Source organism: Pseudomonas sp. 43mfcvi1.1, from assembly GCF_900115935.1.
Lineage (GTDB): Bacteria > Pseudomonadota > Gammaproteobacteria > Pseudomonadales > Pseudomonadaceae > Aquipseudomonas > Aquipseudomonas bijieensis.
The window spans coordinates 41,880-56,951 of record NZ_UETT01000001.1; the positions used below are offsets into that span (position 1 = coordinate 41,880).

Consider the following 15,072-nt stretch of genomic DNA (forward strand, 5'->3'; position numbering starts at 1 on the left):
TAGCCCATGCGCATTTCTACCTCGCAGTTTTACGAATCTTCGGCTGCGAACTACCAGAAAAACTTCTCCAAGGTGGTCAAGACCAGCGAAGAGGCCAGCAGCCTGGTGCGGGTGAACACCGCCGCTGATGATCCGGTGGGGGCTTCGCGCCTGCTGCAACTGGGCAACCAGGCTTCGATGCTGTCCCAATATGAAGCCAACGTCACCACCATCAAGGCGACCCTGGGCACGACCGAAGCGGTCATGACCAGCATTGGCAACGTGCTGCAGCGCGCCAAGGAATTGGCTGTGAGTGCCGGTAACGCCGCTTACACCGACGCGGACCGTAAAGCGGTCGCTTCGGAATTGGGCTCGATCGAAGATCAGTTGCTGAGCCTGATGAACACCAAGGATGAAAACGGCAAATATATCTTTGCCGGTTCCAAGGGCGATGTCGTACCGTTCACCCGCAACGGTGATGGCACCTACAGCTACAACGGCGACCAGGTCACCCTTGACCTGCCGATCGGCGACACCATGACGATGGCCACCAACAGCACCGGCTGGGAAGCGTTCCAGCAAGCCGTCAACACCAGTCGTAGCCAAGTCACCATGACCGCGCCGGCGGTGGACGATGGGCGTGTTGTGTTGACCAACGGCCAAGTGTCGTCCAGCGTGACCTACAACAGCCAGTTCCGCAGTGGCGAGCCGTACACGGTGGAATTTGTCAGCGGCACCCAGTTGAAAATCACTGATTCGGGCGGCAACGATGTGACCGCCGAAGCCAGCAAGGGCGGTGTCATCGAGCCTAATAACCAGGTCGGGCAGACCGTGAGCTTTCGCGGCGTCGACCTGACCTTGAACGTCAACCTTCATGCGGGCGACGTTGCCGGCACGATACTGCCCGGCCATACCTTCACCCTGGCCGCCAAGCCCGATACGTTCACTCCGGCCCGCAGCCCGGGCAACGCCACCGCGACTCAGATCACCGGTAGCCAGATCACTGACCCGGTGGCCTACCACGCCAGTTTCCCGACGGGGGCGGCGGTGCTGAAGTTCACCAGTGCCACGGATTTCGACCTGTACGCAGCGCCCTTGAACGCGGACAGCAAGCCGGTGTCCAGCGGCACCCTGGCGGGCAACGTTGCCACCGCATCCGGCGTGAGTTTCACGCTCAACGGTGCTCCGGCCGCCAACGACCAGTTCAGCATTTCGGTCAATACCCACGAGACGCAGAACATCCTGGACACCGTGAACCAGTTGCGGACTGCTTTGAACACGCCGGCAGATGGCGACAACATCGCCATCCAGAAACTGAATGCGTCATTGGCTTCGGCTATAGGTAACCTGGCCAGCGGTACTGACCAGTTGACCAGTGCATTGAGTTCGGTTGGTGGTCGTGGCCAGTCGCTCGATACCCAGAGCGATACCAATCAGAGCTTCGTCCTTGCCAACTCGCAGACCCAGTCGGCGATTCGTGATTCCGATCCGGCCGAAGTGATGACGCGCCTGACCTTGCAGCAGACTATGCTGCAGGCGTCACAGTTGGCGTTCAGCAAAATCACTCAATTGGGATTGTTCAACAAAATCTGATCCAGGGCAGGGACCGTGACGCTATAAGCGGTCCTTGACCCGTTCCTTTATACGATTCAGGACGTCCTGCTCTCGCCTGAGTTGACGCCCGCCGGTTGAGAGCCATGCGTGTGAAATCAGCTCCTCTTGTCAGTATTGCCATCCCCGCGTTCAATCCACGCTTTTTCCGTCTCGCTTTGCAAAGCGCGCTCGAGCAGACCTACGAGAACCTGGAGATTGTCATCTGCGACGATTGCCGCAGCGATGCAATCGAGCAGATCGTCCAGGAACTGAGCGTTGGCGCCAATGTGGCGGCGCGTTACCTGTGCAACCCGACTCGGCTGGGGTTCCAGCAGAACCTGTTGCGCTGCCTTGAAGAGTCGCGGGGCGAGTACATCAAGTTCCTGTGTGATGACGATCAGTTGCTGGCGTTCTGCGTCAGTCAGCAGGCGGCCATCCTGCAGGAGCATGCGCAAGTATCGTTGGTGGTCAACAAGCATCACTTGATCGATGCCGACAATTACGCCTTGCCGATCCGCGTGGAAAACACGGGCATCACGCAGTTCGATGCGCTGTTCAACGGCACTGACATGCTGGCGTATTTTGAAAAGACCACCCGTAATATTCTCGGCGGTTTGAGTGGCGCATTGATGCGCCGCACCGATGTCGAGGCCTTGCTGCCGGCTTTGGCGCGGCCGGGTGAAGGCTTCGAGGCAGTGCTCGATTTTGCCTTGTTCATCTGCCTGTTGCGCCGGGGTAATCTGGTCCAGCTCTACGCCGAGGGAAGTGGCCAACGGTTGCATCCGGAGCGCTTGGCGCGTCAGGCCAAGATGCTTGATGCGGCTACGGTGGAGCTGACATGGCTCAAGGAAATGCTGGCCCAGCGCAGTGGCGAGCCGGCGCCCGCCAGTGGCTGGGTGCGCTACCAGACGCTGGGGCAGCCCAAGGAGCCAGGGGCATCGGAGTGGGAAGAAATCAACGTCTACTCGGTCATTGCGACTCGGCAGGGCGTCATCGGCTCGCAAGTCGGCACTGACATCGAAAGCTACGCGGACCTCTATGCCCAGTGGTTGACGTGTCGACGTTTCAGTCCATTGCGCAAGCAAGTCTTGTCCCGGCAGATCTCCCGCTGGGCCTATCGTCCGATGATCATCCCTATCATCATCGACGCGCAGGACGATCCTTATGCGTTGAGTATTACCCTGCAGAGTATCGCTGCCCAGGCCTATGCCTGCGAATCGGTGCTGCTACTGTCCAACGGTCGCCAGGCTGTGGACAACCATGTCCTGCGCCTTGGCCTGCAAGCGGACTGGGCACAACAGCTCAACGGGCTGTTGCCTCAACTGGACGGCGCCGACTGGTTCTACCTGCTGCGTGCCGGCGATCGCTTGACCGAGTCCGCGCTCCTGATAATGGCCGATCGGATTGTCAGCTCGCCGGCCGTTGCCTGTCTCTACAGCGATGAAGGTGCGCTGGTGGATGACAAGTCGGTGGAGCCGATCTTCAAGCCAGACTTCAATCTCGACCTGATGCGCGGTTATCCCTATGTCGGTCGGACACTGGCTTTCGAGCGTGCCCGATTCCTGGCCTCCGGTGGGTTCGATCCGAGCCTGGGCGAACTGGCGCCCCATGACTTGATCTGGCGACTGGTGGAGACGGATGGGCCGCAGGTCATCGGTCACATTCCGGAAGTCCAGGTCGAGTCGACGTTTTCGTTTGCCCAGTGGCTGTCGTTGCCGCAAGTCATCGAGCAAAACGCCGGGCTGATCGGCGCTCATCTACAGCGTATCGGCGTGCCGCACCGGCTTCATCCGGGGCCGATCCTGGCGTTGGTCCCGCGCATCGAATACCTGTTCGCCGAGCGCCCCCTGGTGTCGATCGTCATCAGCGTCAAGGATGACCTGGGCGCGCTGGAGCGTTGCGTCAACAGCCTGATCAGCACGACCGCGTATCCGCACTACGAAATCATCATTGTCGATAACGCCAGTGAAAACGCCGAGCTGCAGCATTGGCTGCGGGCCATGGCCGAGCTGGGCAGTGAAAAATTGCGAATATTCCTGCACCCGGCAAGCGGCAGCGAAGCCGTGATTCGCAATTTCGCCGCGCAACAGGCCCGCGGCGAATACCTGTTGTTGCTCAACCCCAATTGCATCGTGCTGGAAGCCACCTGGCTGGAAGAACTGCTCAATCATGGACAACGTCCCGAGGTCGGTATCGTTGGACCTCGCACACTCAACCAACAGGGCCGGGTCATTGACTCCGGCATGATCATGGGACTGGGTGGGTTGGCGGGCAGGGCTTTCGTCAACGAATCGGTAACGTCTGGCGGCTATATGCAACGCTTGCAGACGGTGCAGAACTGGAGCGCCGTCGGCGACCACTGTCTGTTGATACGCAAGCAAGTCCTGGAGGAGGCCGGTGGGTTCGATGAGTCGATCACCACGCAGCGCATCAACTCTCTGGAGTTATGCCAGCAGGTCGGAAAAAACGGTTACCTGCTCGTCACCACACCTTACAGTGATGTCGTGCTGGCATCCGGCGTGGAAACGAGTCGTGATTCTTCGTGGAAACAGCGGCTGGAGCACGAACAAGAGGCGTTCTATCAGCGCTGGTTGCCCAGGATCGCCAACGATCCGGCCTACAACCGTAACCTGACCCTGACCGGGAAAAGCTTCAGTCTCGAGCCCGGGCCACGCACCGGATGGAATCCGTTGATTACCCGCAACGTACCTTCGATCCTGGGTATGGCGGTCAATACCTCGGCGGTGGGGCACTACCGGGTCAGCCAACCGTTATTCGAACTGGAAGCGGCTGGGCGAATCGTGGGGCGTGTTGCCTACGATACACCCTCGATCATCGACATCGAGCGCCAGTCACCGGATGTGATCATCCTTCAGGGTCGCTATAACGTGGGTAAGTTCAAGGACATCACTCAAGTCAAGACTTACTCCAACGCCATGCGCATCTACGAATTGGATGACTACATCGCCAGGGTCCCGGAAAAAAACGAACACCGCCGCAATATGCCGGACAACCTTGAGGACTTGCTGCGCCAAGGGATCGGCCTGTGTGATCGGGTCGTGGTGTCCACCCATCCGCTGGCGGACGTCTTGTCCAGCATGCACCACGACATCCGAGTGGTGCCGAACATGCTGGCTGCCGGCCTGTGGCACCAGCTCAGAAGCCAGCGTGCCACCTCAAGCAAACCGCGTATCGGTTGGGGCGGCGGCACCAGCCACCGTGGCGACCTGGAGCTCATTGCTGATGTCGTGCGCGAACTGGCTGACGAAGTCGAATGGGTGTTCTTCGGCATGTGCCCGGATCTGCTCAAGCCCTATGTCCATGAGTTTCATCCTGGCGTGAGCCTGGCGGCTTATCCGGCGAAGCTGGCCAGCCTGAATCTCGACCTGGCCCTGGCGCCGCTGGAATTCCATATTTTCAACGACTGCAAAAGCAACCTTCGCCTGTTGGAATACGGTGCGTGCGGCTATCCGGTCATTTGTTCGGATACCGAGGCTTACCGGGGGCACCTGCCTTGCACCCGGGTCCTTACCAACAGCACCGAAGAATGGCTGGAGGCCATCCGTATGCACCTGGCGGATCCGATTGCCAGTTATCGGATGGGCGATGAATTACGTGAAGTGGTGCTGCGCGACTTTGTATTGCGCGGCGATAACTTGCAGTACTGGGCCAATGGTTGGTTGCCGGATTGATGAGTTCGACCTCGAACTCCCGGTGTCGCTGATACGGCCATCCACTCGTTAAGGAATCAATATGCTAAGCAATGTCTCAACAGGATCGACTGCGCCGTTGAATGAACGGTTCACCCTGGTGCTGCTCGCCCACGACCAGTCGACTGCCCTGCGGCGGGCGTTGCGCTACTACAGCGAGAGTTCGTTCGCCGTATTGGTTATCGACTCATCGAGCCGGATCGACGCTGATATCGAGGCAGCATTCCCCGCTGTGCAGTATCTGCACGTGCCTGAGGCGAGTGGTTTCGGTGACAAGGTTCGCCAGGCTGTCGAGCGAGTCGCCACGCCTTACCTGGCGATTGCCGATGTCGAGAGTTTCCTGCTGCCCCAGGCACTCGAACAAGCGCTGAGTTTCCTGGACTCGCACTCCGAATACAGTGCCTGTCAAGGCTATAGCCTGGCGTTCGAAGCCCATGCCGACCGTATCGACTATTACTTGCTCGATCGCAAAGGGGCTGAAGACTACTGCGGAGGATCGGCCGATGCCCGGCTGGCCGTGTTTGCCGAGGATTGCCCATGGTTGGTGAGTGCACTCACGCGTACTGAAGCCTTGCGACGCAGTTGCGCTTCGCTGCCCGCCGGTTTTGATTCGCGGTTGCAGGAGGCCGGCCATTGCTATGGGCTGGTGGCAGATGCAAACGTCCGTTTGCTGGCCATTCCTTATGGCCTGCATGAACGCAGTCGCGTGGCGAAGCCGCCGAGCCTGGTCGCTACGGCGCCCGGCTCTCCGGACTTGCGTGCGGTCGCTGAACAGGAGCGTTTTGCCACGGCGTTGGCCAGTGCCTTTGGTACGGATCCTGCGCGAGAGTACGCCAGGGCCATCATCAAAAAGCTGGATGAGCGTTCGGTGCCGCAGACCCAAAAACTGCTTGAGTCGACCTGGGATTCGCGACGTGGCGAACCGGTTCGTCGTTTCGAACCAACGCAATACGTTGAAATGCCTTTCTATAACCAGGCTTTTTTTGACGTGCTCGCCACTCTGGAATTCCTGCTTCATGCGGCGCCAAGCGGGCTGGTGCAGTTGAAGGAGCTGGAAGCAGTCATGCTCAAGCAGAAAGAGCTGTCTCGCCCCCAGCGCAACACCAGCGCCGAGCCGCTTGATGAACAACTGGCGAGGGCTTTCCTGAGCTATGCCTTCAACCAGGATCTGGTGAAGCAACTGCTCGAGGTCATGCAGGCCAAGGGTGACACGCGCTACGTGCAAATGCTCCAGGCCTGGGAGCCACGGCTCAAGGCAGCGGCGTTTGAAAATACCGCAAGGTTGTTCGACGCTACGCGCTCCGGACAATTGCTGCACTGGCTCGAGGCGCGTGAGCCGAGCGCCAGTGAAGCCCAGAAAGTGTCTAAATACCTGGCCGCTCGCAACGGTGGCCCCACGTTTGGCATTTTGATCCTGGACCTGGACGCCGACGTCTTCAAGATGCAGGCCACTTTCGACAGCATCATCAATGGCTATTGCCGGGCGTTCAAGATCATCGTGTTTACCACCGGCGACCTGCCCGCCGAGACGACGCCACAGAACGTCCTGCATTTCGTCAAGGTCAACGAAAGCAATTACGTCGACAAGATCAATCAGGTGGTCAGCCACAGCGATTGCGATTGGATGGTATTGGCTGAGGTCGGTGACGAATTGACGCCGACCGGCCTGTTCCGCGCGGGTGTGGAATTGCTGGCCGCTCCACAGTGCCAGGCTGTGGCAATGGATGAGTTCCAGCGCCAGCCTGACGGGACGCTGGCCGATGTCTTCCGGCCAGGGTTCAACCTTGACTTGTTGCAAAGCGCCCCGGCCTTGATGGCCCGCCATTGGCTGCTACGCCGCGAGACGCTGGTAAGACTCGGCGGTTATTCGCGCGAGTTCAAGAACGCGATGGAGTTCGACCTGCTGTTGCGTTTGATCGAGCAGGACGGCCTGGAGGGGCTTGCCCATCTGGATGAGCCCCTGCTGATTTGCCAGGCGCCTGCGGTGGAAGATAATGCCGATGAGCGCAAGACATTGCTGCGTCACCTGGCGGTTCGGGGTTATCAGGCTGACGTGAGTGCGGTCGTGCCGGGCACGCACAAAATCGACTACCGCTTTGCCGAGCGCCCCCTGGTGTCGATCATCGTCCATGGCGTTGGCGATCTGCCGACGCTACAGCGTTGCCTGCTCAGCGTGCTGCAGCGCACCCGCTATCAGCGCTACGAGGTATTGCTCGGCGCCGTTGCGGCAGACAGCGCCGTGCTGCGCACCTGGCTTCAGGGGCAGGGGCACCAGGCCAGTCGCGTTCGCTTGTTGGATATCGAGCCGGACATGGCAACCGGGTCCTTGATCAACGCTGCCAGCCAGGAAGCCAAGGGCGAGTATCTGGTTACCCTGGCGGCGGACAGCGAAGTGCTCAACGTCAACTGGATCGAATCGTTGCTCAATCAGGCCTTGCGTCCGGAAGTGGGCGTGGTCGGTGCCAAGCTGACCGAACGCGATGGCCGTATCACCCAGGCCGGCCTGATCCTGGGCTTGAATGACGTCGTTGGCTCGGCTTTCATCGGCGAGCCGAAGACCGCCAGAGGCTACATGAACCGGTTGGTCGTCGAGCAGAATTGCTCGGCGGTGTCTTTTGCCTGCTTGATGATTTCCAAGCAGTTGTTCAATGCTGCTGACGGCATAGACAGCGATTTGTTCGACGCGGCCTTGGGTGACGTGGACCTGTGCCTCCGAGTCGGCCAGGCCGGGTATCTGACGGTATGGACGCCACACGTGCAGGTAATCCAGTCCGGCGTGCTGGCGAGTACGCCGCAGGCGCGTGCGGCGCTGCGTGAGAAGTGGTTCGAGGCACTCGCCCAGGATCGTTTCTACAATGGGAACCTGGCGTTGCAAGGTGCTGGTTTTACCCTGGGGCCGGTGCGCAACGTACCCTGGACCGAATTGCTGGCATAACTCCGCCTTGCAAGGCGTTCCATTGACGCCGGCAGGTAAGACTGCCGGCGTTCTTGCCCAATTGCACCGCCATCCTCAAGATTCCTGTCCAGTGTCCAATACCGTCGCGGGAAATGACATGGCTTCGTTTGTCATGAAAAAATGCCTTTCCAGAACAAAACGGCGTGACGCATAGGTCATAAAGTGCATCTTCACTGTATTGTATTCCCCGGAGTGGAGGCCTGTTCGTTTGCTGGACAAGGCGTCCGCCCCTTGGAAAATCAACTATTTTGAAGCGCCCCTGAGCTTTTGGGGGTGAACCTAGTCGCAGTACATGATCGGGAAGCCATGATGATTGGCATAAAAAGCATAGCGAGTTATGTGCCGACCGCTGGTGTGGATAACTACGCTCAGGGTGCCAAATTCGAGAAGGATGAAGAATTCATCCTTGGCAAGATTGGTTCGGCGTTCCTGCCGCGCAAAGACGCTGACCAGGAGACCTCGGACCTGTGTGTCGAGGCGGTGAATGCATTGTTCGCCAACAACCCGCAGCTTTCGCGCGAATCCATCGACGCGTTGATCGTTGTCACCCAGAACGGTGATGAAGAGGGGTTGCCGCATACTGCCGCCATCGTGCAGGACAAACTCGGGCTGCCGACCCATGTGGCGGCGTTCGATATATCGCTGGGCTGCTCGGGCTACGTATACGGCATCTATGCCCTGAAAGGCTTCATGGAGGCCGCAGGGCTGAAGAACGGGCTGCTGGTCACCGCCGACCCGTATTCGAAGATCGTTGATCCTGAAGACCGCAACACCACCATGTTGTTCGGTGACGCCGCCACGGCCACCTGGATGGCCGACGACGCGACCTGGCAGTTGGGCAAGGCCAAGTTCGGCACCGATGGTTCCGGCGCGCCGCACCTGAAGGTCAGCGACGGTGTGTTTTTCATGAACGGCCGCCAAGTCTTCAACTTCGCCTTGCTGAAAGTGCCCGCTCATTTGCACGAACTACTGGACGAGTTGTCACTGCAAGCCAGTGATATCGATGCGTTCTGCATTCACCAGGGCAGTGCGGCGATTGTCGATGCCGTGGCGCGGCGTTTCGAGGGTGAGCCTGAGAAATTTATCAAGGATATGGTCGAGACCGGCAATACCGTGTCATCGAGCATTCCGCTGCTGCTGGAAAAGCACGTTCTGGATGCTGACTGGAAGCGCGTGGCAATCAGCGGTTTCGGTGTGGGCCTGTCGTGGGGATCGGCGATTCTTTATCGCGATTGATCAAACTACGTTCTTCCAAATAGCGCTTCAGGCTGGCCTGTGGCGCTTTTTTTTGCCCGTGACTTTGTTTCGCGGTTTCTTGACGCCATTTTTCGGGCCTTTGCCCGCGGCTAAACCCTTGTTTCGCAAGGGGTGGCAGTCTGCTAGCAAATTTTTTGAAAAAAGCCCTCAAGCAAGTGCCTAACCCGACGATAACTATTACGAAGGTTCTCTAGGCCACACCCGGCGGTTGCCAGGGCCGGAAGCCGCAGTACCCAACCAACGAGGAATTCGTCATGGCTTTAACAGTAAACACTAACGTCACATCGTTGAACGTTCAGAAGAACCTGAACAAGGCTTCCGATGCTCTGTCCACTTCGATGACCCGCCTGTCTTCCGGCCTGAAAATCAACAGCGCCAAAGACGACGCCGCCGGCCTGCAGATCGCTACCCGTATGACCTCGCAAATCCGCGGTCAGAACATGGCGATCAAGAACGCCAACGACGGTATCTCCATGGCGCAGACCGCTGAAGGCGCGATGCAGGAGCAGACCAACATTCTGCAGCGTATGCGTGAACTGGCCATCCAGGCTCGTAACGATAGCAACAGCGCAGATGACCGTATCGCTCTGAACAAAGAGTTCTCGCAGATGAGCGACGAACTGACCCGTATCGCGAACAGCACCAACCTGAACGGCAAGAACCTGCTTGACGGTACCGCCAGCACCATGACCTTCCAGGTCGGTTCCAACAACGGTTCTGACAACCAGATCACCCTGACCCTGAGCGCCAGCTTCGACGCTGCTACCCTGGGTGTTGACTCGGCAATCACCATCGTTGGTTCCGACAGCGCTACTTCGGAAACCAACTTCTCGGCCGCCATGGATGCAATCACCAGCGCGATCGACACTATCAACAGTGCTCGTGCCGACCTCGGTGCTGCCCAGAACCGTCTGAACAGCACCATCTCCAACCTGCAGAACATCAACGAAAACGCCAGTGCTGCACTGGGTCGCGTACAAGATACCGACTTCGCTGCTGAAACTGCACAACTGACCAAGCAGCAGACTCTGCAGCAAGCGTCTACCTCGGTTCTGGCCCAGGCCAACCAACTGCCGTCCGCTGTACTGAAGCTGCTTCAGTAATAGCTGGATGAGTTTTAGCGGGGGAGTGCGCTTGCGTGCTCTCTCGCTTTTTCCGTTCAAGAGGTGATGGACATGGATATGAGCGTGAAGCTGAACTTGTCTTATCCAGCGGCGAAGCCAGCTCCCACGGTGGTCGACAAGCCGGTGGAGAAGCCTCAAGCCGACGCTGCTATCGTGGCTCCGGTGAAGGAAACTCCCAAAGACGCTGCCGCCGAGCAGGACAAACTGAAGAAGGCCGTTCAGGAAATCGAGAAGTTCGTCCAGTCGGTAAAGCGCAACCTGGAGTTCTCTATTGATGAGCCTTCAGGCAAAGTAGTGGTCAAAGTGATTGCCAGTGGTTCCGGCGAAGTGATTCGCCAGATCCCGAACGAAGAAGTTCTGAAGCTGGCCAACAGTTTGAATGATGCAAACAGCTTGTTGTTCAGCGCCGAAGCCTGACAACCGGCACGAATTTTGTTGTTATGTTCTTTTGGGCGTTGTAAAGGTCAAAAGGCCGGCGACACACTGAAGGGAGTCCCACATGGCAAGTCCAATTCTACCTGGCTTGGGTCTAGGCTCTGGCCTTGACACCACCGCGATCGTCAAGGCGCTGGTCGATTCCGACAAGGCCGCCAAGCAAGGTCAGATCACCCGAGCGACGACGACGACTACCAACAGCATCTCCGGGGTGGGAACCCTGAAGTCGCTGTTGGCAGCTTTCAATACCGCGATGAAGGACTTGTCCAGCACAACGACCCCGCAATTCTCGGGTTTTGCTGCGACTTCCTCGACCCCAACTGTTTTGACGGCAACCGCCAGCAACTCTGCGGTGGGCGGTACCTATGCAATCAAGGTCGAGAATATCGCGACGGCTTCCAAGGTCACCTCGGCGGCCTTCGCCGGTGGCGCTAGCAGTGCCATCCCGAGCGGCACGCTGACCATCGCGCAGAACGGTGTCAACTACAACCTCAATGTGGGGGCCGGTGCCACCCTGCAATCGGTTCGTGACGCGATCAATGCCGACACGTCGCTCAAGGCTGCGGGTTTCAGTGCCAACATCATCACCGACTCTTTCGGTTCGCGCCTGGTACTGGGTTCAAGCACGACCGGCGCTGGTTCCGACATCTCGGTGAGCGGCATTGCCGGGCTAGAGATCGATGGGACGAACGTCGTGGGTGCTGGTGGAGCTGCTCTGACGGCCACTTCGGCGGGTGCCATCGGTGCCCTGGCCCAGGATGCCAAGTTCTCCGTCGATGGCATGGCGCTGACCAGCAAGAGCAATACGGTCAGCACGGCGATTTCTGGGTTGACCTTGAATTTGCTCAGTGGCGGGCCGAGCGCCAGCTCAACCGTCACCGTCGCGCCAAACAACGATGGCCTGAAAGCCTCGATCCAGAAATTCGTCGATGCCTATAACGCGATCGCCAATAGCATCACCGCACTGACCAAGCCGTCGCTCGACGATGATGGGAAGCTGACGGTGTCGGCAAAATTGACCGGTGACGCGTTGCCTCGCTCGCTGCTGGCGGCGATTCGAACGCCCTTGTCTGAAACCGGCGCTGGCGACAAGCTGACGTCGTTGGCCCAGTTGGGTATTACCACTGATCAGAAGACGGGTGCGTTGAACTTCGATACCGTCAAATTCACCGCAGCGATGAACGATAAAAAGCTCAGCGGTGAAGTCCAAACGTTGTTCACGGGCACCAATGGCCTGCTGGAGCGCATGGGCAAGGCGATCGAACCCTATAGCCAGACCGGCGGCATCCTGGATCAGCGCACTAGCACGCTGACCAAGACCCAGACCCGCCTGAAGAACGATCAGGAGGCTCTGGATCGCCGGGTTGTGACCCTGACCGCCACACTGACCAAGAAGTACAATGACATGGATACCCTGGTCGGCAAGCTGAAGGCCACCGCCAGCAACATCACCTCGATGTTCGAAGCATTGACGGCACAACAGAAAAACAGCTGATTTTCGACCGATGCAAAAAGCCCGGCAACGTTTTGACAACGTTCCGGGCTTTCGGCTTTTCGACCTAAAGTTTTTTGACGCAGCGTCGATACGCTGTTTATACGAACCGAAGTTTTTTGATGAGGTAGAACATGAATCCGATGTTAGCCCTTCGCCAATACCAGAAGATTGGCGCCCAGGCGCAAACCTCCGAAGCAAGTCCCCATCGTCTGGTGCAGATGCTCATGGAAGGCGGGCTGGATCGTATTGCCCAGGCCAAGGGCGCGATGGAGCGCAAGGATATTGCAAACAGAGGCATTCTGATCAGCAAGGCCATCGGCATCGTCGGTGGTTTGCGTGAAGGCCTGGACCTGGAAAACCAGGCCGAGTCGGTCGCTGAGTTGGATGCTCTTTACGCTTACATGATGAAACGTCTGGCCGAAGCCAACGTCAAGGCCGATCCGAAGATCCTCGACGAAGTCACCGATCTGCTTCGCACGGTCAAGGAAGGCTGGGATGCCATTGCCGCGCCTGGTCCGCAATTCTAAGGAGTGCTCTCATGAGTCTTGTCCTGCAGCGAATCGAACAAACCCGTGACGCCCTGGTTGATGCCCTGGCCGAGCGTAACTGGGAAGCCATCGGTCAGTTGGACCTGGCTTGCCGTTCCTGCATGGAAGACGTCCTGGGCGAGCCTCAGGTGGATGAGGCAGCCTTGCGGACAAATCTTGAGGAGTTGCTGGGGGTATATCGGCAATTGCTGGAGGCGGCGACGGGGGAGCGTCAGGCGATCGTCGACGAGATGCAACAGATCCATCAAGCACAGAACGCGGCAAAGGTTTACCATCTGTTCGGTTAATGCTCAGTTAATCCGAGCCCGTTGCGCCATAAATTTGACTGTGCACGGTTTTTTGACTTAACTAGTAGCTGTTTACAGATTTAAGGCGTCTACAGGCATGACAAGTCTGCAAGCGTCTAGCTTGCCCCCTAATTTCGGGCATTGGGTTGACTAGGGAAGTTGCTATTGCATGTGGCGTGAAACCAAAATTCTCCTGATCGATGACGATAGCGTCCGCCGCCGCGACTTGGCGGTGATCTTAAATTTTCTTGGCGAAGAAAATTTACCCTGCGGAAGCCATGACTGGCAGCAGGCCGTCGGCTCTTTGTCGTCCAGTCGTGAAGTCATTTGTGTCCTTATCGGGACCGTGAATGCTCCCGCAACGCTTTTGGGCTTGCTAAAGACACTCTCAACCTGGGATGAGTTCCTTCCGGTTTTGTTAATGGGCGAAAATTCTTCCCTTGACTTGCCTGAAGACCAGCGCCGACGGGTACTTTCCACGCTCGAAATGCCGCCCAGCTACAGCAAGCTGCTCGATTCGCTGCATCGCGCGCAGGTTTATCGCGAGATGTACGATCAGGCTCGCGAGCGCGGCCGGCATCGCGAACCCAACCTGTTCCGCAGCCTTGTCGGCACCAGCCGGGCGATCCAGCATGTGCGCCAGATGATGCAGCAGGTCGCCGATACCGACGCCAGCGTGCTGATCCTGGGCGAGTCGGGCACCGGCAAGGAAGTGGTCGCGCGCAACCTGCATTACCACTCCAAGCGCCGCGAAGCGCCGTTCGTGCCGGTCAACTGCGGCGCGATCCCGGCCGAGTTGCTGGAGAGCGAGCTGTTTGGTCATGAGAAGGGTGCCTTCACCGGCGCGATCACCAGCCGCGCCGGGCGTTTCGAACTGGCCAACGGCGGTACGCTGTTTCTCGACGAAATCGGCGACATGCCGTTGCCGATGCAGGTCAAGCTGCTGCGAGTGCTGCAGGAGCGCACCTTCGAACGCGTGGGCAGCAACAAGACCCAGAGCGTCGATGTACGAATCATTGCCGCCACACACAAGAATCTCGAGAGCATGATCGAGGTCGGCAGTTTCCGCGAAGACCTCTATTACCGCCTCAACGTTTTCCCGATCGAAATGGCGCCGCTGCGTGAGCGGGTCGAAGACATCCCGTTGCTGATGAACGAGCTGATCTCGCGCATGGAGCACGAAAAGCGCGGTTCGATCCGCTTCAATTCGGCGGCGATCATGTCCCTGTGCCGCCATGGCTGGCCGGGCAACGTCCGTGAGCTGGCCAACCTGGTGGAGCGCATGGCGATCATGCACCCGTACGGGGTGATCGGCGTGAACGAGCTACCGAAGAAATTCCGCTACGTCGACGACGAAGACGAGCAAATGGTCGATAGCCTGCGCAGCGATCTGGAGGAGCGGGTGGCAATCAACGGCCACACGCCGGATTTCACTGCCAATGCCTTGCTGCCGCCCGAAGGCCTGGATCTCAAGGATTACCTGGGAGGCCTGGAGCAAGGGTTGATCCAGCAGGCGCTGGACGATGCCAACGGTATCGTGGCCCGCGCCGCAGAACGCCTGCGCATCCGTCGTACCACCCTGGTGGAGAAGATGCGCAAGTACGGCATGAGCCGTCGCGAAGGAGATGAACAGGCGGATGATTGACGCCTGTTTTCCAACCGCCTGATTTTCAGGCGGTTTTTTTTCG

At 58.5% G+C, this 15,072-nt stretch carries 10 protein-coding genes; all 10 read left to right on the forward strand.

Annotated elements, in window-relative coordinates; all coding sequences use genetic code 11:
- Positions 1–6 precede the first annotated feature (6 nt).
- The 10 genes from DTP52_RS00180 (at position 7) to DTP52_RS00225 (ending at position 15,029) form a co-directional block, all read left to right on the forward strand.
- Positions 7–1,572 carry a flagellar hook-associated protein 3 gene (locus tag DTP52_RS00180; protein ID WP_109751337.1) on the forward strand — a complete coding sequence of 522 codons (1,566 nt, stop codon included), beginning with the start codon at positions 7–9 and terminating at the stop codon, positions 1,570–1,572.
- 110 nt (positions 1,573–1,682) lie between these two features.
- Positions 1,683–5,264 carry a glycosyltransferase gene (locus DTP52_RS00185; protein WP_109751828.1) on the forward strand — a complete coding sequence of 1,194 codons (3,582 nt, stop codon included), beginning with the start codon at positions 1,683–1,685 and terminating at the stop codon, positions 5,262–5,264.
- 61 nt (positions 5,265–5,325) lie between these two features.
- Positions 5,326–8,217: a TIGR00180 family glycosyltransferase gene (locus DTP52_RS00190; RefSeq protein WP_109751338.1), complete on the forward strand. Its 2,892-nt coding sequence runs from the start codon at positions 5,326–5,328 to the stop codon at positions 8,215–8,217.
- Between the two features lie 330 nt (positions 8,218–8,547).
- Entirely contained in the window at positions 8,548–9,474 is a 927-nt protein-coding gene (locus tag DTP52_RS00195) for a ketoacyl-ACP synthase III (protein ID WP_109751829.1), read from the forward strand.
- Between the two features lie 275 nt (positions 9,475–9,749).
- On the forward strand, positions 9,750–10,598 hold the full coding sequence (locus tag DTP52_RS00200) for a flagellin domain-containing protein (protein WP_109751339.1): 849 nt from the start codon (positions 9,750–9,752) through the stop codon (positions 10,596–10,598).
- Between the two features lie 72 nt (positions 10,599–10,670).
- Positions 10,671–11,036 (forward strand): flagellar protein FlaG, encoded by a 366-nt coding sequence (locus DTP52_RS00205; protein WP_109751340.1) that lies wholly within the window; start codon positions 10,671–10,673, stop codon positions 11,034–11,036.
- 82 nt (positions 11,037–11,118) lie between these two features.
- Complete coding sequence (gene fliD, locus DTP52_RS00210) at positions 11,119–12,549, forward strand: flagellar filament capping protein FliD (protein ID WP_109751341.1); 1,431 nt, start codon at positions 11,119–11,121, stop codon at positions 12,547–12,549.
- A 131-nt stretch (positions 12,550–12,680) separates the two neighbouring features.
- Entirely contained in the window at positions 12,681–13,076 is a 396-nt protein-coding gene (gene fliS, locus DTP52_RS00215) for a flagellar export chaperone FliS (protein WP_109751342.1), read from the forward strand.
- 11 nt (positions 13,077–13,087) lie between these two features.
- Positions 13,088–13,384 (forward strand): flagellar protein FliT, encoded by a 297-nt coding sequence (locus DTP52_RS00220; RefSeq protein ID WP_109751343.1) that lies wholly within the window; start codon positions 13,088–13,090, stop codon positions 13,382–13,384.
- Between the two features lie 169 nt (positions 13,385–13,553).
- Positions 13,554–15,029 (forward strand): sigma-54 dependent transcriptional regulator, encoded by a 1,476-nt coding sequence (locus tag DTP52_RS00225; RefSeq protein ID WP_003199076.1) that lies wholly within the window; start codon positions 13,554–13,556, stop codon positions 15,027–15,029.
- Positions 15,030–15,072: the final 43 nt, after the last annotated feature.

Bases quoted from the DNA above. Each gene is read 5' to 3' on its own strand.
- DTP52_RS00180 (WP_109751337.1), top strand. From the start codon at position 7: ATGCGCATTTCTACCTCGCAGTTTTACGAATCTTCGGCTGCGAACTAC.
- DTP52_RS00190 (WP_109751338.1), top strand. From the start codon at position 5,326: ATGCTAAGCAATGTCTCAACAGGATCGACTGCGCCGTTGAATGAACGG.
- DTP52_RS00195 (WP_109751829.1), top strand. From the start codon at position 8,548: ATGATTGGCATAAAAAGCATAGCGAGTTATGTGCCGACCGCTGGTGTG.
- DTP52_RS00200 (WP_109751339.1), top strand. From the start codon at position 9,750: ATGGCTTTAACAGTAAACACTAACGTCACATCGTTGAACGTTCAGAAG.
- DTP52_RS00205 (WP_109751340.1), top strand. From the start codon at position 10,671: ATGGATATGAGCGTGAAGCTGAACTTGTCTTATCCAGCGGCGAAGCCA.
- fliD (WP_109751341.1), top strand. From the start codon at position 11,119: ATGGCAAGTCCAATTCTACCTGGCTTGGGTCTAGGCTCTGGCCTTGAC.
- fliS (WP_109751342.1), top strand. From the start codon at position 12,681: ATGAATCCGATGTTAGCCCTTCGCCAATACCAGAAGATTGGCGCCCAG.
- DTP52_RS00220 (WP_109751343.1), top strand. From the start codon at position 13,088: ATGAGTCTTGTCCTGCAGCGAATCGAACAAACCCGTGACGCCCTGGTT.
- DTP52_RS00225 (WP_003199076.1), top strand. From the start codon at position 13,554: ATGTGGCGTGAAACCAAAATTCTCCTGATCGATGACGATAGCGTCCGC.